21 protein-coding genes are annotated in these 20,097 nt (G+C 64.4%); 9 read left to right on the forward strand and 12 right to left on the reverse strand.

What is annotated here, in order from left to right:
* Window positions 1-146: 146 nt before the first annotated feature.
* Window positions 147-1,373 (reverse strand): NADH:flavin oxidoreductase/NADH oxidase family protein, encoded by a 1,227-nt coding sequence (locus tag NX782_RS02660; RefSeq protein ID WP_258843948.1) that lies wholly within the window; start codon window positions 1,371-1,373, stop codon window positions 147-149.
* A gap of 23 nt (window positions 1,374-1,396) precedes the next feature.
* Between NX782_RS02660 and NX782_RS02665 the strand changes: the two genes are divergently transcribed.
* On the forward strand, window positions 1,397-1,849 hold the full coding sequence (locus NX782_RS02665) for a MerR family transcriptional regulator (protein ID WP_258843949.1): 453 nt from the start codon (window positions 1,397-1,399) through the stop codon (window positions 1,847-1,849).
* Here NX782_RS02665 and NX782_RS02670 read toward each other — a convergent pair.
* Window positions 1,833-2,333, reverse strand: a complete 501-nt coding sequence (locus tag NX782_RS02670) for a YqaA family protein (protein ID WP_258843950.1) — start codon at window positions 2,331-2,333, stop codon at window positions 1,833-1,835. The two genes, NX782_RS02665 and NX782_RS02670, sit on opposite strands and share 17 nt — an antisense overlap.
* Window positions 2,334-2,503: 170 nt before the next feature.
* Here NX782_RS02670 and ilvA point away from each other — a divergent pair, with 170 nt between their 5' ends.
* The 7 genes from ilvA to NX782_RS02705 all read left to right on the forward strand — a co-directional run bounded on the left by ilvA (window position 2,504) and on the right by NX782_RS02705 (window position 8,995).
* Window positions 2,504-4,036, forward strand: a complete 1,533-nt coding sequence (gene ilvA / locus NX782_RS02675) for a threonine ammonia-lyase, biosynthetic (RefSeq protein ID WP_258843951.1) — start codon at window positions 2,504-2,506, stop codon at window positions 4,034-4,036.
* A gap of 163 nt (window positions 4,037-4,199) precedes the next feature.
* Window positions 4,200-5,030: an NADPH-dependent 7-cyano-7-deazaguanine reductase QueF gene (gene queF, locus NX782_RS02680; protein WP_258843952.1), complete on the forward strand. Its 831-nt coding sequence runs from the start codon at window positions 4,200-4,202 to the stop codon at window positions 5,028-5,030.
* Between the two features lie 366 nt (window positions 5,031-5,396).
* Window positions 5,397-5,879: a PTS sugar transporter subunit IIA gene (locus tag NX782_RS02685; protein WP_258843953.1), complete on the forward strand. Its 483-nt coding sequence runs from the start codon at window positions 5,397-5,399 to the stop codon at window positions 5,877-5,879.
* A 9-nt stretch (window positions 5,880-5,888) separates the two neighbouring features.
* Window positions 5,889-6,824 carry an HPr(Ser) kinase/phosphatase gene (gene hprK / locus NX782_RS02690; RefSeq protein WP_258843954.1) on the forward strand — a complete coding sequence of 312 codons (936 nt, stop codon included), beginning with the start codon at window positions 5,889-5,891 and terminating at the stop codon, window positions 6,822-6,824.
* Between the two features lie 23 nt (window positions 6,825-6,847).
* Window positions 6,848-7,711, forward strand: coding sequence for an RNase adapter RapZ (gene rapZ, locus NX782_RS02695; RefSeq protein ID WP_258843955.1), 864 nt, complete (start codon window positions 6,848-6,850; stop codon window positions 7,709-7,711).
* Window positions 7,712-7,952: 241 nt separating this feature from the next.
* Window positions 7,953-8,417 (forward strand): helix-turn-helix domain-containing protein, encoded by a 465-nt coding sequence (locus NX782_RS02700; protein ID WP_258843956.1) that lies wholly within the window; start codon window positions 7,953-7,955, stop codon window positions 8,415-8,417.
* A gap of 26 nt (window positions 8,418-8,443) precedes the next feature.
* Window positions 8,444-8,995: a PIN domain-containing protein gene (locus tag NX782_RS02705; RefSeq protein WP_370661752.1), complete on the forward strand. Its 552-nt coding sequence runs from the start codon at window positions 8,444-8,446 to the stop codon at window positions 8,993-8,995.
* 37 nt (window positions 8,996-9,032) lie between these two features.
* Here NX782_RS02705 and NX782_RS02710 read toward each other — a convergent pair whose 3' ends face one another.
* The 10 genes from NX782_RS02710 to NX782_RS02755 form a co-directional block, all read right to left on the reverse strand.
* Complete coding sequence (locus tag NX782_RS02710; RefSeq protein ID WP_258843957.1) at window positions 9,033-10,439, reverse strand: GntP family permease; 1,407 nt, start codon at window positions 10,437-10,439, stop codon at window positions 9,033-9,035.
* Between the two features lie 116 nt (window positions 10,440-10,555).
* Window positions 10,556-11,329 carry an APH(3')-II family aminoglycoside O-phosphotransferase gene (locus tag NX782_RS02715; RefSeq protein ID WP_258843958.1) on the reverse strand — a complete coding sequence of 258 codons (774 nt, stop codon included), beginning with the start codon at window positions 11,327-11,329 and terminating at the stop codon, window positions 10,556-10,558.
* 1 nt (window position 11,330) lies between these two features.
* Window positions 11,331-12,422: an enoyl-CoA hydratase/isomerase family protein gene (locus NX782_RS02720; RefSeq protein WP_258843959.1), complete on the reverse strand. Its 1,092-nt coding sequence runs from the start codon at window positions 12,420-12,422 to the stop codon at window positions 11,331-11,333.
* A 106-nt stretch (window positions 12,423-12,528) separates the two neighbouring features.
* Entirely contained in the window at window positions 12,529-12,897 is a 369-nt protein-coding gene (gene hpf / locus NX782_RS02725) for a ribosome hibernation-promoting factor, HPF/YfiA family (protein WP_258843960.1), read from the reverse strand.
* 49 nt (window positions 12,898-12,946) lie between these two features.
* Complete coding sequence (locus NX782_RS02730; protein WP_258843961.1) at window positions 12,947-14,431, reverse strand: RNA polymerase factor sigma-54; 1,485 nt, start codon at window positions 14,429-14,431, stop codon at window positions 12,947-12,949.
* Between the two features lie 2 nt (window positions 14,432-14,433).
* Window positions 14,434-15,219: an LPS export ABC transporter ATP-binding protein gene (gene lptB, locus NX782_RS02735; RefSeq protein WP_258843962.1), complete on the reverse strand. Its 786-nt coding sequence runs from the start codon at window positions 15,217-15,219 to the stop codon at window positions 14,434-14,436.
* Window positions 15,216-15,791, reverse strand: a complete 576-nt coding sequence (gene lptA, locus NX782_RS02740; RefSeq protein ID WP_258843963.1) for a lipopolysaccharide transport periplasmic protein LptA — start codon at window positions 15,789-15,791, stop codon at window positions 15,216-15,218. Before lptA ends, lptB begins: the two co-directional genes overlap by 4 nt.
* Window positions 15,792-15,828: 37 nt before the next feature.
* Complete coding sequence (gene lptC, locus NX782_RS02745; RefSeq protein ID WP_258843964.1) at window positions 15,829-16,437, reverse strand: LPS export ABC transporter periplasmic protein LptC; 609 nt, start codon at window positions 16,435-16,437, stop codon at window positions 15,829-15,831.
* A gap of 13 nt (window positions 16,438-16,450) precedes the next feature.
* Complete coding sequence (locus tag NX782_RS02750; protein ID WP_258843965.1) at window positions 16,451-16,984, reverse strand: KdsC family phosphatase; 534 nt, start codon at window positions 16,982-16,984, stop codon at window positions 16,451-16,453.
* Window positions 16,984-18,006, reverse strand: coding sequence for a KpsF/GutQ family sugar-phosphate isomerase (locus NX782_RS02755; protein WP_308632784.1), 1,023 nt, complete (start codon window positions 18,004-18,006; stop codon window positions 16,984-16,986). Before NX782_RS02755 ends, NX782_RS02750 begins: the two co-directional genes overlap by 1 nt.
* A gap of 88 nt (window positions 18,007-18,094) precedes the next feature.
* Here NX782_RS02755 and NX782_RS02760 point away from each other — a divergent pair, with 88 nt between their 5' ends.
* Window positions 18,095-20,077, forward strand: a complete 1,983-nt coding sequence (locus NX782_RS02760; protein WP_258843967.1) for a monovalent cation:proton antiporter family protein — start codon at window positions 18,095-18,097, stop codon at window positions 20,075-20,077.
* Window positions 20,078-20,097 lie beyond the last annotated feature (20 nt).

Genomic DNA, 20,097 nt, shown 5'->3' on the forward strand with positions numbered 1-20,097 from the left:
ATTGCGATGCACCACGCTGCGCAGCGAGCGATTTTCACAAGACTGGTTTAGCAGAAACAACGGCAAAAAAGGCTTCCATACAAATTTCCGATGCATGGGAAGGCGTTTTTGCACAGAAAACTCGGCTTTGTGATCGGGACGGCATGTTATCCACGCTGGGTGGACCAGGCCCGGTAGCGCCGCGTCAGACGTAGGCTGCGCAACTGGTCGAGCAGCAGCGTGAAAGCCGGGCTGTAGGCGGCCAGCGCTCCGCCGCCCTCGGCCAGCGCATGCAGCCGGCGCCGCACCAGCGCCATGCGCGCCAGGCTGACCAAGGCCTTGTCCTTCCAGTCGACTGCGGGCATGGCGGCCACCGGTTCGCGTCCCGCCTGCCATTGGCGCGGCAGGTCCGGCACCGCCGCCAGCGCGGTCGCGATACCGGCCATGGCAACGCCGCTCTGCAGCACCTGTTCGGCGATCGCGCGCCGCGCAATGCCGCCGGTGGTCATCAGGGGCATGGTCGCCACCTGCGCCAGCTCGCGCGCGAATTCCAGGAAATAGGCTTCGCGCGCGAGCGTGCGGCCATCGGCGGTGCGGCCCTGCATGGCCGGGCTTTCGTAACTGCCGCCCGAGAGTTCGACCAGGTCGACCTGCTCGGCATTCAGCATCGCCAGCACCTGCCTGGCATCGTCTTCGGAAAAGCCGCCGCGCTGGAAGTCGGCCGAATTCAGTTTCACCCCGATGCAGAAACCCGGCGCGACGCGGGCCCGCACCGCGCGCACGACCTCCAGCAGCAGGCGCGCACGCTGGGCCAGGCTGCCGCCCCAGGCGTCATCGCGGCGGTTCGTCAGCGGCGACAGGAACTGCGAAATCAGATAGCCATGCGCCGCATGGATCTGCACGCCCGTGAAGCCGGCCTGCTCGGCGGCGCGGGCGGTGCTTGCAAAGCGTTCGATCACGTTGGCGATGTCGGCCTCCGTCATGGCCACCGGCTGCGCGAACATCTTGCTGTGCTTGCCCATGTCCAGCGCCACCGCCGACGGCGCCCAGGCCAGCCCGCCCATGTTGGCCATGACCTGGCGGCCCGGGTGGCTGATCTGCATCCAGACCTGGGCACCATGCGCGCGTGCCGCCTGTGCCCAGGCCTTGAACGGGTCGAGCGGCGTGCCGGCTTCCAATGCGATGGTGCCCGGGCCGGTCAGCGCGCGCCGGTCGACCATCACATTGCCGGTGATGAGCAGTCCCGTGCCGCCCTCGGCCCAGCGTCGATAAAGGTGCTGGATCCGCGGTCCCGGCAACTGGCCGGCGTCGGCCAGGGTTTCTTCCATGGCGGCCTTGGCCAGGCGGTTGGGGACGATGGCGCCGTTGGGCAGGGTCAGGGGCGTAAAGAGCATGCTTGGGTCTCGATTCGATAGGGATGAGGTATCCTAAGCTTGAAGTCAACTTCAAGGTCAAGCAGCAAATGAAAATCGGCGAACTCGCGGAGCGCAGCGGCATTCCGGCATCGACCATCCGCTACTACGAAAAGGAAGGTTTGCTGCCGAAGGCGCAGCGCGGCGCCAACGGCTACCGGGTCTACCAGGACGATGCGCTGGCGCGGCTGGACCTGATCCAGCTCGGCCAGACGCTCGGCTTTTCGCTGGACACGATTCGCAGCATCGCCGCTCTGCACGGCACTGCGTTGAAGGACGCCCTGCTCGGCCAGCTGGACGCGCGCTTGGCCGAGATCGACCGCCTGCGCGCGATTCTCGACGGGCAGCGCGTCTCGGTGGCGGCTGCCAAAGAAAGAGTCCTGGCGGCCCAGGCGCGCGGCGAGTGCCGGGTGCAGGCAGCGTGGGCCACCGACGAATGCTTCAGAACCAGCGGCTAGTCGTATCGCCAATCCACTTCCACCACCCATCCGGCACATACAGCAAAGTCGCGGTCATGAAGATATAGCGCCCGAACTTACCGATCGCCATGTACATCACGCTGGACCAGAACGGCAGATGCAGCCAGCCGGCCAGCGTGCACAGCGGATCGCCGATGCCCGGCACCCAGGACAGCAGCATGGTCTTGGAGCCGTAGCGCGCCAGCCAGTGGAACCAGCGCGACTTCCTCTCCTTGGCGAAGGCGACCTTGGCGCGGTAGCCGATCCAGTAGTCGACCGCGCCGCCCAGCGTGTTGCCGAGGGTGGCGACCAGCACGGCCGGCCAGAACATCGCCGGGTTGGCTTTGACGACCGCGAACACGGCCGGCTCGGAGCCCAGCGGCAGCAGGGTCGCCGACACGAATGCGATCAGGAAGACGGAGGTGAGCCCGACGGCCGGGGCGGCAAGAATTTTCAGCAGCCAGAGGACGGCGGACTCGATCATGGGGCGCGGTGGTCAAATTGGACCGGTCCATTATAATGAGGAAAACCCAGCATCACGACACGGTAGGCTCCGCTCCACCCGGCATGGCCCGCCACACTGAACACCTCGTCGGTTACCGCCATGGCAGGACAGTCCAGCGTCGCCCGGAAAACAGCTCTTTTGGATCCGCCATGACCACCGACTACCTCAAGAAAATCCTGACCGCGCGCGTCTACGACGTGGCCCAGGAAACCCCGCTCGAATTCGCCCCCACGCTGTCCCAGCGCTTCGCCAACCGTATCTATTTCAAGCGCGAAGACATGCAGAGCGTGTTCAGCTTCAAGCTGCGCGGCGCCTACAACAAGATGGCGCGCCTAGCGCCGGAACAGTTGAAGCGCGGCGTGATTTGCGCTTCGGCCGGCAACCATGCGCAAGGCGTGGCACTGTCGGCCAGCCGGCTCGGCTGCCGCGCGCTGGTGGTGATGCCGACCACCACGCCGCCGGTGAAGATCAACGCGGTCAAGGCGCGCGGCGGTGCGAACGTCGAAGTCGTGCTGCACGGCGATTCCTATACCGACGCCTACAACCATGCCCTGCTGCTCGAACGCGAGCAGAAGCTGACCTTCGTGCACCCCTTCGACGATCCGGACGTGATCGCCGGCCAGGGCACCATCGGCATGGAGATCCTGCGCCAGCATTCCGGCCCGATCCACGCGATTTTTGTGGCGATCGGCGGCGGCGGCCTGATCTCCGGCGTGGGCGCCTACGTGAAAGCGGTGCGCCCGGACATCAAGGTGATCGGCGTGCAGACCGTCGATTCGGATGCGATGGCGAGGAGTTTGAAAGCCGGCGAACGCGTGACCCTGCCCGACGTCGGGCTGTTCTCGGACGGCACCGCGGTCCGTCTGGTGGGCGAGGAAACCTTCCGCATTGCCAAGGAAGTCGTCGACGAGATCGTGATCGTCGATACCGACGCCATCTGCGCGGCGATCCAGGACGTGTTCCAGGACACGCGCAGCATCCTCGAACCGGCCGGCGCGCTGGCGGTGGCCGGCGCCAAGGCGTATGTGGAGCGCTCGCAGCTGACCCGCAACCCGGTCAGGAACGAGACCCTGGTGGCGGTGGCCTGCGGCGCCAACATGAACTTCGACCGCCTGCGCTTCGTGGCCGAACGCGCCGAGGTCGGCGAGGCGCGGGAAGCCGTGTTCGCCGTGACCATCCCCGAGCAGCGCGGCAGCTTCAAACGTTTCTGCTCGCTGGTGGGGCCGCGCAACGTTACGGAATTCATCTACCGCATCAGCGACGAGCGCGAAGCCCACGTGTTCGTGGGCGTGCAGATCGGCGACCGCAGCGAGTCGGCGACGGTGGCGCGCACCTTCGAGGAGCACGGCTTCCGCACGCTCGACCTGAGCCACGACGAACTGGCCAAGCTGCACGTACGCCACCTGGTGGGCGGCAAGAGCCCGCTGGCCCATGACGAGCTGCTGTACCGCTTCGAATTCCCGGAACGCCCGGGTGCGCTGATGCGCTTCCTGGACAGCATGGCGCCGAACTGGAATATCTCGCTGTTCCATTATCGTAACCAGGGCGGCGATGTCGGGCGCATTCTGGTTGGCTTGCAGGTGCCGGCTGGGGAGATGGCGGAGTTCCGCGAGTTCCTCGCGACGCTAGGTTATCGGCATTGGGACGAGACCCAGAACCCGGTGTACAAGCTGTTCTTGTAATGTTGTGCGTGGGCACAGAGTGCCCACCCTACGGTTGAGCGTGCCATGTAGGGTGGGCTCCCCGAGCCCACGAACCGAATGCGCATCGATTGGCATAAAGGTGTACGATACGCGGCTTTGCCGTCGCCGACCGGCCAGTTTGCCGGCGTATCGAGACCTGAATATGACCAATACCCCTGATCAATCGCCGCTCGGAAAGACCTCGGCCTACCAGACCGAATACGCACCCGAGCTGCTGTTCCCGATCCCGCGCCAGCAAAAGCGCGACGAACTCGGCCTGAAGGGCACCCTGCCCTTCTTTGGCGTCGACATCTGGAATGCCTACGAACTGTCGTGGCTGAACATGCGCGGCAAGCCGCAAGTGGCGATCGCGACCGTGACGGCGCCTGCCGATTCGCCGAACATCGTCGAATCGAAGTCGTTCAAGCTGTACCTGAATTCCTTCAACCAGACCCGCCTGGCGAACACCAATGCCCTGCTGGCACTGCTGCGCGAAGACCTGTCGAACGCCTTCGGCGCACCGGTCCACGTGAGCCTGACCCTGGCGGAAGACTTCGGCAAGCTGAAGATGGGCGAACTGGAAGGCCTGCTGCTGGACCGCCTCGACGTCGAGGTCGACAACTATGCGCCGGCGCCGCACCTGCTCCGCGCCAACCATGAGGAAGCCGCGGTCGAAGAGACCCTGGTGTCGCACCTGCTGAAATCGAACTGCCTGGTGACGGGCCAGCCGGACTGGGGCAGCGTACAAATCCATTACGCCGGTCCGCAGATCGACCAGGAAAGCCTGCTGCGCTACCTGATCGGCTTCCGCGAGCACAACGAATTCCACGAGCAATGTGTCGAGCGCATCTTCACCGACATCCTGCAGCACTGCAAGCCGAACAAGCTGGCCGTCTATGCCCGCTACACCCGGCGTGGCGGACTGGACATCAATCCCTGGCGCGCCAATTTCAGCACCGGCAAACCGTCGAATTTGCGTACTGCCCGCCAGTGAAATCACGGCTTGTATAGAAAAGCTGCGCCTCGCCCCCATCTAGTGTCCGTTTCCAGCGACAAGCCCGTGTCTTGGGCGCGACGTCAATCGCGTCCTGGCGCCCAGATCGATACTGGGTAGACCGGCAAGATTCAGCTAGAAAATACGAAAGATGGGCTTAAAAATACCCTTTCCGTTCGTCAAATTTGAAATTTCGTAGCGGAAATTGCGTATGAATGCAAAACGGTTGCGCGCGCTCAAATCGACGTTTTATGGCGGGGCTAAAACAGCTTGCCGTACAGACGCGAAATCGAATGTCACGGCCAGGAAACCGGCCTATAATTCCCGCTCGCAAGCACCTGGTGCACCGCAATATCGAAGCGTGTTATGACTAATTTAAGCAAAATTCTGTCGCTCGAAAACGTTCAGCTCGACCTGGAAGTGTCGAGCAAGAAGCGCGCCTTTGAACAGGCCGGTCTGATTTTCGAGAACAACTGCGGCATTGCCCGCTCGACCGTCTCGGACAACCTGTTCGCGCGCGAACGCCTCGGTTCGACCGGGCTCGGCCATGGCGTGGCCGTGCCGCACGGCCGCATCAAGGGCAGCAAGAGTCTGAAGTCGCCGCTGGCCGCTTTCGTGCGCCTGGCCGAGCCGATCCCCTTCGAATCGCCGGATGGCCAGCCGGTCAGCCTGCTGTTTTTCCTGCTGATTCCGGACCACGTGACCCAGCAACACCTGGAGATCCTGTCCGAGATCGCCGAACTGTTCTCGGACGAAGCCGTGCGCACCGCGCTGGCCACCGATCCGGATCCGCGCTCGGTGCATGAGCGCATCATCAACTGGCAGCCGAGCCTGCAGGCTCTGGGATAAAATCAAACCATGCTCCAGACCCCGCTGACCATCCAGAGGCTGTACGACGACAATCGCGATAGTTTGCAACTTGGCTGGTTCGCAGGTTTCCCCGGCGGCGAGCGCCTGATCTCGGGCGACGCCGTCTCTGCCGCCGACCAGGTCGGCCACCTGAACCTGATCCACCCGGGCCGCATCCAGGTGTTCGGGCATCAGGAACTGAATTACTACCAGCGCCTCAAGAGCGGCTCGCGCAGCCACATGATCGGCGAGATGATCGCGGGCGGCCCGCCGGCCCTGATCATCGCCCAGGGCCTGGACACCCCGCCGGACATCCTCGCCATCTGCGACGAGCAGAACATTCCGCTGTTCTCGACCCCGCTGCCGGCGGCCCAGGTGATCGACTTCCTGCGCGTCTATTTATCCAAGAAGCTGGCACAGCGCGTCATCATGCATGGCGTGTTCATGGACGTGCTGGGCGTGGGCGTCCTGATCACCGGCGACTCCGGCCTCGGTAAAAGCGAGCTGGGCCTGGAGCTGATCTCACGTTCGCACGGCCTGGTGGCCGACGACGCCGTCGAATTCTCGCGCATCGCGCCGAACATGATCGAAGGCCGCTGCCCGCCGCTGCTGCAGAACCTGCTGGAAGTGCGCGGCCTGGGCCTGCTGGACATCAAGGCGATCTTCGGCGAGACCGCGGTGCGCCGCAAGATGCGGCTGAAGCTCATCGTCCACCTGGTCAAGCGCGGCGCGCTGGACGAGGAAGTCGAGCGCCTGCCCTTCCACTTCCCGACCGAAGACGTGCTCGGCCTGCCGATCCGCAAGGTCGTGATCCCGGTCGCGGCCGGCCGCAACATCGCGGTGCTGCTCGAGGCCGCCGTGCGCAACACCATCCTGCAGCTGCGCGGCATCGATACGCTGCAGGAGTTCATGGAACGTCAACGCCAGGCGATGAGCGGCGACTAAACGGTTTACAGTATCATTACCGCATGCGCATCGTTCTCATTACCGGTATCTCGGGCTCCGGCAAATCGGTTGCCCTCAACGTCCTCGAAGACGCAGGCTACTACTGCGTCGACAACCTGCCGCCTGCCCTGCTGCCCTCGCTGGTCGAGACGATCAACGGCGCCGACAGCAAGTGCGTCGCGGTCGCGGTCGACGCCCGCAGCGCCGAGTCGCTGGTCGAACTGCCGGCCACGGTACGCGCGCTGCGCGAACAGGGCCACAACGTCAAGGTGATGTACCTGACCGCCAGCACCCACTCGCTGGTGGCGCGCTTCTCGGAAACCCGCCGCAGCCACCCGCTGTCGCACGAGCTGCGCCCGGGCGAGAATCCGGCTTCGCGCCGCACGCTGATCGAATGCATCTCGGAAGAGCGCGATCGCCTGGGCTCGATCGAGAAGCTGGGCCACGTGATCGACACCTCGGAAATGTCGGCGAACAAGCTGCGCGCCTGGGTCAAGGAGCTGGCCGAGATCGAATACGCGAAGCTGACCCTGTTCTTCGAATCCTTCGCCTTCAAGCGCGGCGTGCCGCTGGACGCCGACTTCGTGTTCGACGTGCGCGCCGTGCCGAACCCCTACTACGACCTGACGCTGCGCCCGCTCACCGGTAAGGACGCGCCCGTCATCGCCTTCCTCGACGCCCAGCCGCAGGCCACCGAGATGCTGGCCGACATCCGCGCCTTCGTGGCGAAATGGCTGCCCTCGTTCAAGACCGACAACCGCAGCTACCTGACGGTGGCGGTCGGCTGCACCGGCGGCCAGCACCGCTCCGTGTACATGGCGGAGCGGCTGGGGGTGTATTTCGGCGAGAGCGAGCGGGTGGTGATCCGGCATCGCGAGCAGCACTAAAACGCATCCATCGCGGCGCCGCACACCTGCATAGCGGCGCACAAAATCTTCTTACACCACTGAACGGACACCGCGTTGCCGCGTCACGTCCATATCTTTTCGCGCTCGTCCGTTGACGGGCACATGCCGACTTTTCAAGCCACACGATAGACAAGTGCTGTTGCGTTTATTTCGTTTATTTCTTAGAATTCGATTAAAATGAATTTGAGGTCCTGCCTCCAAGGAAAGATCGGAGAAAACGATGTCTGATGTGATTGATCGCTTGGAAAACAAGGAGGATGTAGAACTGGCCAAGGCAGCACAACGCTGCATTGTCAGCGCCCTCGACCACTCTCGTGCAGTCAATATCGCCATCGTGGAAGACGGTGTCGAGAGAATTGAAGGCGCTCCTATCCTGAAACTTCCTCCCAATGTTCTGCGCTTGTTCGCAGACATGTTGGGCACCCTCGCCCAGGGGCATGCGGTGGCCATCATGCCGAAGGAAATGGATGTCTCGACGCAGGAAGCAGCCATGTTTCTGAACGTTTCGCGTCCATATTTGGTCAGGATGCTCGACGAAGGGAAAATCCCGTTTCACAAGGTCGGAACGCATCGACGGATCAGGTTTGAGGATGTGGTCGCCTATAAGGAGCGAAGGAAAAAGGCATCCCAAGATGCGCTGCAAGAGTTGGTTGACCAGGCACAGGAACTCGATCTGGGCTACTAATAGCCGGCTACTATCGCTATACGGCGGTGCTCGATGCATGCGTGCTATTCCCGGCACCGCTGCGTGACCTACTAATGAGCCTGGCTGACGAAGGCATCTACGGTGCGCGTTGGACCGCTCAAATACACGATGAGTGGATCCGTAACCTCAGCGCGAAGCGCCCTGACCTGGACAAGCACAAGCTCCTGCATACGGCGTCCCTGATGAATCAAGTAGTCGAGGATGCACTGGTAGAAAACTACGAATACCTCATTCCCACACTGACCCTGCCAGATCCGGACGACCGACACGTGCTTGCAGCGGCAATCGTAGGCCATGCCGATGCCATCGTCACCTTCAATCTGAAGGATTTTCCTGAAAAGAGCCTGGCGCGGCACTCGATCGAAGTACTGCATCCTGACGACTTTCTCGTTGCGCAGTACGACCTCGACCAAATCCGCATGTTAAGGGTGATAAAGGGCTGTCGCACCAAGTTGAGAAAGCCGCCGAAATCGGCCGAGGACTATGTGGCGACACTCGAACAACAAGGCTTGCCCCAAACCTGCCGACTCCTGCGACAGGCAATCGACCTGATTTAGTGGGAACCCAACCGGCGGCTCATGCTCCCTCTGTCACTTATACCAGCCCGGTCGCGTAAAACACCCCAATCACAAAGAACACTGCCAGCGTCTTGATGACGGTAATCGCAAAGATCTCGCGATACGACTCGCGATGCGTGAGTCCGGTCACCGCCAGCAGGGTGATCACGGCGCCGTTGTGCGGCAGCGTGTCCATGCCGCCGCTGGCCATCGCCACCACGCGGTGCAGCACTTCCAGCGGAATGTGGGCCGCCTGCGCGCCCTGGATGAACAGGTCGGACATGGCCGCCAGCGCAATGCTCATGCCGCCCGAGGCCGAGCCGGTGATGCCGGCCAGCGAGCTCACCGACACCGCCGCATTCACCAGCGGATTCGGAATCCCCTTCAAGGCATCGCTGACGACGATGAAACCCGGCAGCGCGGCGATCACGCCGCCGAAGCCGTACTCGGACGCGGTGTTCATCGCCGCCAGCAGCGCACCGCCGACCGCTTCCTTCGAACCGCTGGCAAAGCGCTGGCTGACGCGGCGGAAAGCCGTGGCCACCACCAGCAGGATGCCGAGCAGCAGCGCGGCTTCGACCGCCCAGATCGCCAGCACGGTCTTGATGGTGGCCGTCACCGGGGTGTGGACACCGGGCAGGATCTCGGCCGGCACCGTGTAGGCATCGCCGCCGTACCAGACCGGGATCATCCTGGTGAACGCGAAGTTGGCGACGCCCACCAGCACCAGCGGCAGGACCGCAACCAGGGGATGCGGCAGCGCTTCCTTGCCGGTGTCCTCGAGCGGCTCGTTGGCGAGCGCGGTGCCGTAGCCCTCGCCTTTCGCCATCGCCGCGCGGCGGCGCCACTCCAGGTAGGCCAGGCCGACCACGATGATGAACAGCGAGCCGATGGTGCCCAGCACCGGTGCGGCCCAGCCGGTGGTCTTGAAGAAGGTGGTCGGGATGATGTTCTGGATCTGCGGCGTCCCGGGCAGCGAATCCATGGTGAACGAGAAGGCGCCCAGCGCGATCGCACCCGGCATCAGGCGCTTCGGAATATTGCTTTGCCGGTAGAGCTCAGCGGCGAAGGGGTACACCGCAAACACCACCACGAACAGCGACACGCCGCCATAGGTCAGCAGCGCGCACACGGCGACGATCACGGCGTTCGCGCGCGAGCGGCCGATGTAGCGGATCGCGGCCTGCACGATCGACTTCGAGAAGCCGGACATCTCGATCACCTTGCCGAACACGGCGCCGAGCATGAAGACCGGGAAGTAGAGCTTGACGAAGCCGACCATCTTTTCCATGAAGATGCCGGAAAACACCGGGGCCACGGCGGACGGATCGGTGAACAGGACCGCGCCGAGCGCGGCGATCGGCGCGAACAGGATCACGCTGTAGCCGCGGTAGGCGGCCACCATCAGGAAGGCCAGTGCGGCCAGGACGATCAGGAATGACAAAGCGGCCTCCTCTATTGTTGTTCTGCATTCGCCATGCGCAAGATGCAGATATTTCATCGTTTGATGAAATCATCACACAAAAATCGTGACGATGTTGCAAGGTGCCGGGCCAACAATCAGAAGAATTCGTCGAGCAGACGGTAGAAGGCGCTCTTGCCGGCATCCTCTTCGATGCCGTAGGCGCGCAGGAAAGGCGCGCACCATTCCTGCCCCCATTCCCCGGCGATGTCGCGCGTGGCCAGCGCCAGGTCCTGCCAGCGGTCGGCCACGCCCAGGCGCCCGCAATCGATCCAGCCGCTCAAGCAGCCGGCCTCGTCGACGATCAGATTGGGCAGGCAGGCGTCGCCATGCGTGACGACCAGGTCTTCGGCAACGGGCGCCAGCGCCTGCAGGCGCGCGAACAGGACCGCGGGCGCCAGGCCCTGGTGTTCGTCGTCGAGATCGTCCTCGTCGACCAGGCCAGCCGCCATGCGCGCACGTGCGTGGGCGATGCGCGCGGCGGCGCGATGGTCGAAGGGACAGCTGCGCGGATCGAGCGCGTGCAGCGCCCGCAGCGCCTGCGCCAGCAATTCGATGCCGGCAGCGGGCGCGATGTCCGATGCCAGCAGGTCGCGTCCGGGCAAGGCGCCCAGCAGCAGCCAGTCGTGGCCGCCGCTCGCGGCCAGGTCGAGCACCGGCGCACAGGGGATGGCGGCGGTGGCCAGCCAGCGCAGGCGCTCGGCTTCGCCGCGCAGTTCCGCCAGCGGCGCCGCAAGCTCGCGCTTCACGAACAGGCTGGGACGGCCGTCGGCATCCAGACGGAACACGTCCGCCTCGGAGCAGCCGATATCCTGGGCCGACCAGCGGTAGCCGGCCAGGCGTGCATGCCACGATGCCGGCGCGCGCAGCATCTCAGAGATGGCGCAGCGGATGGGCCCAGGCCGGCCACACCGGCTCGAAGAAGCGCGCCACCATCTCGGGCGTCACTGCGTCGAGCGAGGGCGGATTCCATTGCGGCGCATTGTCCTTGTCGATCACTAGCGCGCGCACGCCTTCCAGCACTTCGCCGTGTTCGAAATTGCGCCGTACCAGCGAGCGCTCCATGCGCAGGCAGTCGGCCACGTCCAGGACGGCGCCACGCACCAGCATCTCGCGCGTCACGCACATCATCAGGGGCGAGCGCTGGCGCATCGCGTTCAAGGCCTTCTGCGCGAAGGGGCTGGCGTCGCCTTCGAGCGCGTCCATGACAGCCTGCACCGACGATGCGCCGAAGTGTCGGTCGACCAGCGCGCGCTGTGCTTCCAGCTCGCTGGCACCGGCCTGCTGCGCGAACGGTGCGGCGAAGGCGCGGATCGCTTGCGCCAGCTGCGCGCCTGGCGTCGCGGCGATCAGCGCGTGCAATGCGGCCAGTTCGGCGGACGGCACGAACACGTCGGCCAGGCCGACGTACAGCGCATCGGCGGCGCCGATGGTGAGGCCGGTCAGCCCCAGATACATGCCGAGCGCGCCCGGCGCGTGCGACAGGAAGTGGCTGCCGCCGACGTCTGGGAACAGGCCGATGTTCACCTCGGGCATCGCCACCTTGGTACGTTCGGTCACGATGCGCAGACCGGTGTCCGGGCCGCCCTGGGCGATGCCCATGCCGCCGCCCATCACCACGCCATCCATCAGCGCGATATACGGCTTCGGATAGAAGTGAATCAGGTGGTTGAGGGCGTATTCTTCGGTAAAGAAGTCTTCCAGCAGAGCACTGCCGCAGCCGGCAGATGCGGGGGTCGCATGGCCGGCCTGGTGGAAGAAGCGGATATCGCCGCCTGCGCACAGGGCTTTCTCGCTGCTGCTGGTAATGACGACGGCGTCGACGCTTGCGTCCTCGCGCCATGCCAGCAAAGTCTCGGTGAGTGCGCGCACCATCTCCAGCGACAGCGAGTTCAGCGCCTTGGGACGGTCCAGGGTAATGATGCCGGTGCCGTTGGCAACGCGGGTCTGCACGTATTCGCTCATGTCTCTTATATTTATTGAAAAGAAAACCGCATTGTAGCGCGCCCAATAAAGCAAAAAGGGCGCCAAATGCGCCCTTCGTCTTACCTATGCTGTGCCAGCGGAATGATCACGCTGTAGCAGCAGCTTCTCCTCCCTCGGTGGTCTCGTTGGCCATGCGTTTGAGTGCGGTGTGACTGTGATCCTGCAACATTTGCTTGTACTTCTGCACCTGGCGGTCGAGGCGGTCCATCAGCATGTCGATCGCGGCGTAGAGATCGTGCGCGGCACTGGCGACGTGAACGATCTTCCCGGCAACGCGCAGGTTGATCTCGGCCTTCTGGCGCTTCTCTTTTTCGGTGAGGTTGTCTATGCAGAGGATGACGTGGGAGTCGATCACTTGATCGAAATGGCGGGTGATGCGTTCAAGCTTGTTCTGTACGTATTCTCGGATTGCTGGGGTTACATCGAGATGATGTCCGCTGATAGTGAGATTCATACACACTCCTTTGAAGATGCGCTGCCGGCCTTGGGATACCTGCAGCTTATTACAAGGATTTGCGGAGGCTGACGGGTGGGATCTTCAGCGCCTCGCGGTACTTGGCGACCGTGCGGCGTGCGATAACCATTCCCTGTTCCCCCAGCATCTCCGCGATCTTGCTGTCGGATAAAGGGTTCTTAGGGTCTTCTGCTCCTGTGAGTTGTACGATGAGAGCCCGGATCGCGGTCGAGGATGCTTCACCTCCTGCCTCGGTCGCGACGTGACTCCCGAAAAAGTACTTCAACTCGAACATGCCGTGCGGCGTCAGCATGTATTTCTGAGTTGTGACACGAGAAATTGTGCTCTCGTGTAGACCTAGTGTATCAGCTATCTCACGTAAAACAAGGGGCCGCATGGCAACCGCGCCGTGCGAGAAAAAGTTCCGTTGGCGCTCGACGATTGCTTGCGCCACGCGCAGGATCGTGTCGAAGCGCTGGCGCATATTTTTGATGAGCCACTTGGCTTCCTGCAATTGCGCATTCAACTGGGACTCCGATTTCCCCTGCTTCAGCAAGGCCGCGTACACGCTGTTCACGCGCAGGCGCGGCATCACTTCCGGATTCAATTGCACGCTCCAGCCATCCTTCGCGCGGCGCACGATCACGTCCGGCACCACGAAGTCGGAGACATCGGAAGCGAAGGTCGCGCCCGGATGCGGATTGCACTGGCGGATGACGGCCTGGGCTTCGCGCAGGTCTTCGTCGTCGCAGTCGAGGGCTTTCTTGAGCTTGTTGAATTCGCGCTGCGCGAACCAGGTCAGATAACGCTCGACGATGGTCAGCGCCATGCGTCGCGTCACCAGCGGCACGCCGGGCATGCGGCGAATCTGCAGGGCCAGGCATTCGGCGGCGCTGCGTGCGCCCACGCCGGGCGGGTCCATGCTTTGCACCAGCGACAGCGCGGTGCGCAGTTCCTCGAATTCGATTTCGAGTTCGGCCGGCAGGCGCGCGTGGATGTCGTCCAGCGATTCTTCGAGGTAGCCGTTGTCGTCGAGGGAATCGACGACGATCTCGACCAGCGCGCAGTCGCGCGGCGAGATGCAGGTCAGGCGCACCTGTTCCATCAGGTGTTCGCGCAGCGAGACCGGACTGGCTTCCAGTTGCGGGCGGCCGTCCTCGTCCTCGCCGCCGTTGCCCGAGCGGCCGGGCTCGCCCCACTCCATGTCGTGGTCGCCGCCGGCGGCTTCGTCGCCGCCTTCATGCTGACCCTCGGCCTCGCCGTTGCCGCCGCCTTCCTCGCCCTGGCCGGAGGTGGGCGGCGCATCGGGCGTGGTGGAGGTCTGCGTGCCGTTATTGATCGCGCCGTCGGCCAGCAGGCGCACCGAGCGGTCGAGCGGATCGTCGAGGCGCTCGAGCAGCGGGTTCTCGCCCAGGACCTGTTCGATCTCCTGGTGGAGTTCGAGCGTGGACAGCTGCAGCAGACGGATCGACTGCTGGAGTTGCGGTGTCAGCGCAAGGTGCTGTGAGGTCTTGAGTTGCAGCGTCTGTTTCATGACTACATCCGGAAATGTTCACCCAGGTAGACGCGGCGGACGGATTCGTTGGCGATGATATCGTCTGGGCGGCCGGAGGCCAGGACCGCGCCCTGGTTGATGATGTAGGCGCGGTCGCAAATGCCGAGCGTTTCACGCACGTTGTGGTCGGTGATCAGGACGCCGATGCCGCGCTCCTTCAGGAAGCGCACGATGCGCTGGATCTCGATCACGGCAATCGGGTCGACGCCGGCGAAGGGCTCGTCCAGCAGCACGAAGCGCGGATTGGTGGCCAGCGCGCGTGCGATCTCCACGCGGCGGCGCTCGCCGCCCGACAGCGACAGCGCCGGGTTCTCGCGCAGCTTCTCGATCTGCAGCTCGGCCAGCAACTCGTCCAGGCGTTCCTGCATGCGGTTCTTGCTCAGCGGCTTGCCGTCCTCGCGCTGCAGTTCCAGCACGGCGCGGATGTTCTCTTCCACCGTCAGCTTGCGGAACACCGAGGCTTCCTGCGGCAGGTAGGACAGGCCGAGATTGGCGCGGCGGTGGATCGGCAGGCTCGTGATGTCGGTGCCGTTGATGACGATGGCGCCGGCATCGGCCGGCACCAGGCCCACGATCATGTAGAACGAGGTCGTCTTGCCGGCGCCGTTCGGGCCGAGCAGGCCGACCACTTCGCCGCAGGCGACCTGCAGCGAGACGTCGCGCACCACCAGGCGCTTGCCGTAGCTCTTCTGCAGGCCCTTGACGACCAGGGTGCTGCCGCCACTGACGATGCCGGTCGCGGCGGCTTCTGCGTGGACATCCATCATTGCTTTCCTGCTCCTGCCGGGGTCGTTGCGGACGCGGCCGGTGCGGTCCTGCGCGGCGCGATGATGATGGTGCTGCGGCCGCCGCCCTGCTTGCTCTCGCCGCTGGCGTCGTTGTGCACGTTGGCCTGCTCGGTGCGGTTGTCGTAGGAGATGAACGGACCGGTGACCTCGCTGGTCATGCGCTTGCCTTCGAGTTGCTTGACGACGGCGTTCGAGAACAGCTTGACCACCTCGGTGCGCTCGTCGTATTCGATGCGCTGGGCCTGGCCCTCGGTCCACAGGTCGGGGCCGCCGTCGCGCTTCTGGCGGAAGCTCGCGACCTTGCCCGGCTCGGCCGTCAGCGTGAGGAGCATGTAGCCTTCCGGGGTTTCCTTCATCACGGCCTTGTCCGACTTGATCAGCAGCGTGCCGCGCGTCAGCACGACGTTGCCGGTCAGGGTGCGGGTCTGGGTGACCTCGTCGAGGTGGCCGTTGTTGAAATCGACCTGGGCCTGCTTGAGCGAATCGGCCCGCTCCGCCGAGGCGGTCAGGGTTGCCAGCGCAAGCGCGGCCACAGCGAATATTTTTTTCATTGGATGCGAGTCCTTTCAGTTGTCCTGTCAGCCGCCATCAACGCGCCGTGCGCGGCGGCAAGGTAATCCTGCCGCGTCCGCCCACCTGCAGCTGCATCGTGGCATTGTTGGCGACCATGCCGACGCCCGTCACCACCGAGGCGCCCACCTTCATCTCGATCGGTTTGTCGGTCTTGGCGATTTCCTCGTCCGGCAGCACGGTCAACGCCTCGGTGCGGATGCGCAGCGGCTGCGTGGTCTTGCTGCCCGGGCGCGAGATATCGACGTTGCCGGCCAGGTCGATCTGGTTCTGGTCCTGGTTGACGTGGGCGGTGTCCGCCGTCATGGTCATGTTCGGATGCTCGGTGCTCATGTTCTGCACCACCGGCTTCTCGATCACCGAGGTGTTGTCGGCCGGGCGGTGGGTCAGGCGCTCGCCCGAGATCACATAGCGCGGCTGGCCGGTTTCCGACATGCGCACGAAGCTGAAGTTGTCGATGATGTAGTCCGGATCGTTGCCCACGTTGACGTTCGGTCCCCCGGCGTCGCCGCGCATCACCTGCACCAGCCAGAAGCTGCCGAAGGCAAAGAACACGGCCGCCAGCATCAGGGCCAGCAGACGCCAGCGGTGGGCGGTACGCTTGTTGACGTAGGTGGTGGTCGCCATGGCTTGCGAGGGATTATCCAAAGTACGGTGCCAGTGCCTGTTCGTAAGTGCCCTGGGCGCGCATCACCATGTCGCAGACTTCGCGCACGGCGCCGCGGCCGCCCGCGTTCTTCGTCACGTAGTGCGCGCGGTGCTGCACTTCCGGATGCCCGCTCGGCACCGTCACCGCGAAGCCGACGCGGGTGAGCAGCGGCAGGTCGATCACGTCGTCGCCGATGTAGCCGCACTCCTCGGCCGTCACGCCGGTCTGTTCCAGCAGCTCGGCGAAGGCCAGGCGCTTGTCGTGCTGGCCCTGGAACACGTGGGTGATCCCGAGGTCCGAGGCCCGCCGATCGACGATCGGCGAACGTCGCGCGCTGATGATCGCGGTGCGCACGCCGGTGCGGTTCAGCAGCTGGATGCCGAGGCCGTCCAGCACGAAGAAGGTCTTGGTGATCTCGCCGTTGGCGTCATAGGTCAGGCTGCCGTCGGTCAGCACGCCGTCGACGTCGAAGATCATGACCTTCACGCGCGCCGCGCGCTGTACGTGTTCGAGCGGGGTCACCATCAGATCACCTTGGCGCGGGTCAGGTCGTGGATGTGCAGGGCGCCGACCAGCACGTCGTCGGCGTCGGTCACCAGCATCTGGTTGATGCGGAATTCCTCCATCACGGCCACGGCGTCGACCGCCAGCTGTTCCGGATGGATACGGCGCGGATTCGCGTGCATGACGTCACGGATCGTCAGCTTGCTGAAATCATGGGTCTTCTCGAACAGGCGGCGCAGGTCGCCGTCGGTGAACACGCCGACCGGGCGGCCGGCATCGTCGACGATGGCGGTCATGCCCATGCCCTTCTGCGAAATTTCCAGCAGCGCTTCGGTGAGCGGCGCGTCCGGCTTCACTTGCGGGACGGCATCGCCGCTGCGCATCACGTCGCGCACGTGGGTCAGCAGCTTGCGGCCCAGGGCGCCGCCCGGGTGCGACAGGGCGAAATCTTCGGACTTGAAGCCGCGCAGTTCCAGCAGCGCGACGGCCAGCGCGTCGCCCAAGGCCAGCGTGACGGTGGTGGAGGCGGTCGGCGCCAGGTTCAGCGGGCAGGCTTCCTTCTCGACCGAGACGTCGAGGTGCACGTCGGATACCTGTGCCAGGCGCGAGCCCGACTTGCCGGTCATGGCGATCACCGGCACGCCCATGCGCTTGACGGCCGGAATCACGACTGCCAGCTCGGCGCTTTCGCCGGAATACGAGATCGCGATCAGCACGTCCTGCGGGGTGACCATGCCGAGGTCGCCGTGCGCGGCTTCGGCCGGGTGCAGGAACAGGGCCGGGGTGCCGGTCGAGGCCAGGGTGGCGGCAATCTTGCGGCCGATGTGACCCGATTTGCCGATGCCCGAGACGACCACGCGGCCTTTGCAAGCCAGCATCAACGCCACCGCGCGCGGCAGGCTGTCGTCCTGGCCGAGGCGCGCCGTCAGCTTGCGAATCGCTTCGCCTTCGATGTCCAGGGTCTCGCGGGCCAGCTCCAGAGCACGCTTCGCCTGGGTCTCGTCAAAACTTGTCAGCATTATTTTTTCATCGGTTACACTCATGGTGGAAGTATAGCCGAATTGAGAAAGCAAAAAACTTGCCAGATGTAACCGAGTGCACATATTTACAGGACCTGAACGATAGCCCCGCATGACATCCGGCCTTGAACTAACCCTACTTTTACTGGGCAGCGCCGTCCTCGGCGTGGTCGCGTTCCGGATGCTGCACCTGCCCCCGATGCTGGGTTACCTGGCGGTGGGTGTGCTGATCGGGCCACACGCCCTGCAACTGGCCGACAACGGCCCCACCACCCACGCGCTGGCCGAATTCGGCGTCGTGTTCCTGATGTTCTCGATCGGCCTCGAATTCTCGCTGGCCCAGTTGCGGGCGATGCGGCGCATCGTGTTCGGGCTCGGCCTGGCCCAGGTCACGCTTACCATCCTCCTCACCATGCTGGTCGCCTTCCTTAGCCCGCGCCTGCCGGCGCCGCTGAACGTCGGCTGGCAGGCCGCGCTGGCGCTGGGCGGTGCGCTGGCGATGTCGTCCACCGCGATCGTCTCCAAGATGCTGACCGAACGCCTGGAACTGGAAAGCGAGCACGGTCGCCGCATCATCGGGATCCTGCTGTTTCAAGACCTCGCGGTGGTGCCGCTGCTGATCCTGATCCCCTCGCTGGCACGGCCGGCCGAGGAATTGGCGATGAACCTGGGCTGGGCCGCGGTCAAGGCCGCCGGCGTGCTGGCGCTGCTGCTGTTCTTCGGCCAGAAGTGGATGCGCAGGTGGTTCACCGTGGTGGCCAAGCGCCGCTCGCAGGAGCTGTTCATGCTGAACCTGCTGCTGGTGACGCTGGGCGCGGCCTGGATCACGGAACGCGCCGGCCTGTCGATGGCGCTGGGCGCTTTCGTGGCCGGCATGCTGATCTCCGAGACCCAATATAAACACCAGGTGGAAGAAGACATCAAGCCCTTCCGCGACGTGCTGCTCGGCCTGTTCTTCATCAGTATCGGCATGCTGCTCAACCTCGAGCTGGTGCTGGCCAACTGGTGGCTGGTGCTGGCGCTGCTGGTGCTGCCGGTGCTGCTGAAGTTTGCCCTGATCGCAGCGCTGGCCAAGGCCTTCGGCTCGTCCGACGGCGTGGCGATGCGCACCGGCCTGGCGCTGGCCCAGGCCGGCGAGTTCGGCTTCGTGCTGCTGAACCTGGCCTCCGGCTCGAAGCTGATCGATCCCTTCCTGATCCAGCTGGTGCTGGCCTCGATGGTGCTGTCGATGCTGGTCGCGCCTTTCGTCATCGCCAACATGGACCGGATCGCGATGAAGGTCGCGTCCAACGAGTGGATGCTGCAGTCGTTGCAGCTGACCCAGATCGCGAGCCGCACGATGGCGGCGCAGAAGCACGTGATCATCGCCGGCTTCGGGCGCAGCGGGCAAAGCCTGGCCACCCTGCTGTCGGAAGAAAAGCTGCCCTGGTATGCGCTCGACCTCGACCCCGAACGCGTCCAGGAAGCGCGCGCGGCCGGCGCCAACGTCTCCTATGGCGACTGTTCGCGCCGCGAAGCGCTGATCGCGGCCGGCATCAACCGCGCCAGCGCGCTGGTGATCACCTTTGCCGACACCCGCCTGGCACTCAAGGTGCTGCATCTGGTGCACGAGCTGGCGCCCAAGCTGCCGGTGATCGTGCGTGCCCACGACGATACCGAACTCGATATCCTGAAACGCGCCGGTGCCACCGAGGTCGTGCCGGAAGCCCTGGAATCGAGCCTGATGCTGGCCTCGCACGCGCTGGTGGTGATGGGCGTGCCACTGCGCCGCGTGGTGCACCGCGTGCAGGCCGCGCGCGACGAGCGCTACGCCTCGCTGCGCGGCTTCTTCCACGGCGCCGGCGACGTCCGCGAAGACCCGGAGCACAGCTACGTACGCCTGCATTCGGTGGTGCTGGCCGACGATGCCGGCGGGGTCGGACGCTGCATCGGCGACCTGGGGCTGGATGAAGTGGGCGCGGAGGTGACGGCGCTGAGGCGCGGTAACCAGCGCATCGAGCCGGACCAGGATACCGAGCTGCGCGCCGGCGATGTGGTGGTGCTGCGCGGGACTGGGATGGCGGTCAGCCGGGCCGAGGGGCGTTTGCTGCGTTGATGTGGAAGCGTGATGCGTGC

The organism is Massilia norwichensis (genome assembly GCF_024753245.1).
GTDB lineage: Bacteria > Pseudomonadota > Gammaproteobacteria > Burkholderiales > Burkholderiaceae_D > Telluria > Telluria norwichensis.

Coding starts and splice junctions, on each gene's coding strand:
- NX782_RS02660 (WP_258843948.1), bottom strand. CDS start 1,373: ATGCTCTTTACGCCCCTGACCCTGCCCAACGGCGCCATCGTCCCCAAC.
- NX782_RS02665 (WP_258843949.1), top strand. CDS start 1,397: ATGAGGTATCCTAAGCTTGAAGTCAACTTCAAGGTCAAGCAGCAAATG.
- NX782_RS02670 (WP_258843950.1), bottom strand. CDS start 2,333: ATGATCGAGTCCGCCGTCCTCTGGCTGCTGAAAATTCTTGCCGCCCCG.
- ilvA (WP_258843951.1), top strand. CDS start 2,504: ATGACCACCGACTACCTCAAGAAAATCCTGACCGCGCGCGTCTACGAC.
- queF (WP_258843952.1), top strand. CDS start 4,200: ATGACCAATACCCCTGATCAATCGCCGCTCGGAAAGACCTCGGCCTAC.
- NX782_RS02685 (WP_258843953.1), top strand. CDS start 5,397: ATGACTAATTTAAGCAAAATTCTGTCGCTCGAAAACGTTCAGCTCGAC.
- hprK (WP_258843954.1), top strand. CDS start 5,889: ATGCTCCAGACCCCGCTGACCATCCAGAGGCTGTACGACGACAATCGC.
- rapZ (WP_258843955.1), top strand. CDS start 6,848: ATGCGCATCGTTCTCATTACCGGTATCTCGGGCTCCGGCAAATCGGTT.
- NX782_RS02700 (WP_258843956.1), top strand. CDS start 7,953: ATGTCTGATGTGATTGATCGCTTGGAAAACAAGGAGGATGTAGAACTG.
- NX782_RS02715 (WP_258843958.1), bottom strand. CDS start 11,329: ATGCTGCGCGCGCCGGCATCGTGGCATGCACGCCTGGCCGGCTACCGC.
- NX782_RS02720 (WP_258843959.1), bottom strand. CDS start 12,422: ATGAGCGAATACGTGCAGACCCGCGTTGCCAACGGCACCGGCATCATT.
- hpf (WP_258843960.1), bottom strand. CDS start 12,897: ATGAATCTCACTATCAGCGGACATCATCTCGATGTAACCCCAGCAATC.
- NX782_RS02730 (WP_258843961.1), bottom strand. CDS start 14,431: ATGAAACAGACGCTGCAACTCAAGACCTCACAGCACCTTGCGCTGACA.
- lptB (WP_258843962.1), bottom strand. CDS start 15,219: ATGATGGATGTCCACGCAGAAGCCGCCGCGACCGGCATCGTCAGTGGC.
- lptA (WP_258843963.1), bottom strand. CDS start 15,791: ATGAAAAAAATATTCGCTGTGGCCGCGCTTGCGCTGGCAACCCTGACC.
- lptC (WP_258843964.1), bottom strand. CDS start 16,437: ATGGCGACCACCACCTACGTCAACAAGCGTACCGCCCACCGCTGGCGT.
- NX782_RS02750 (WP_258843965.1), bottom strand. CDS start 16,984: ATGGTGACCCCGCTCGAACACGTACAGCGCGCGGCGCGCGTGAAGGTC.
- NX782_RS02755 (WP_308632784.1), bottom strand. CDS start 18,006: ATGAGTGTAACCGATGAAAAAATAATGCTGACAAGTTTTGACGAGACC.
- NX782_RS02760 (WP_258843967.1), top strand. CDS start 18,095: ATGACATCCGGCCTTGAACTAACCCTACTTTTACTGGGCAGCGCCGTC.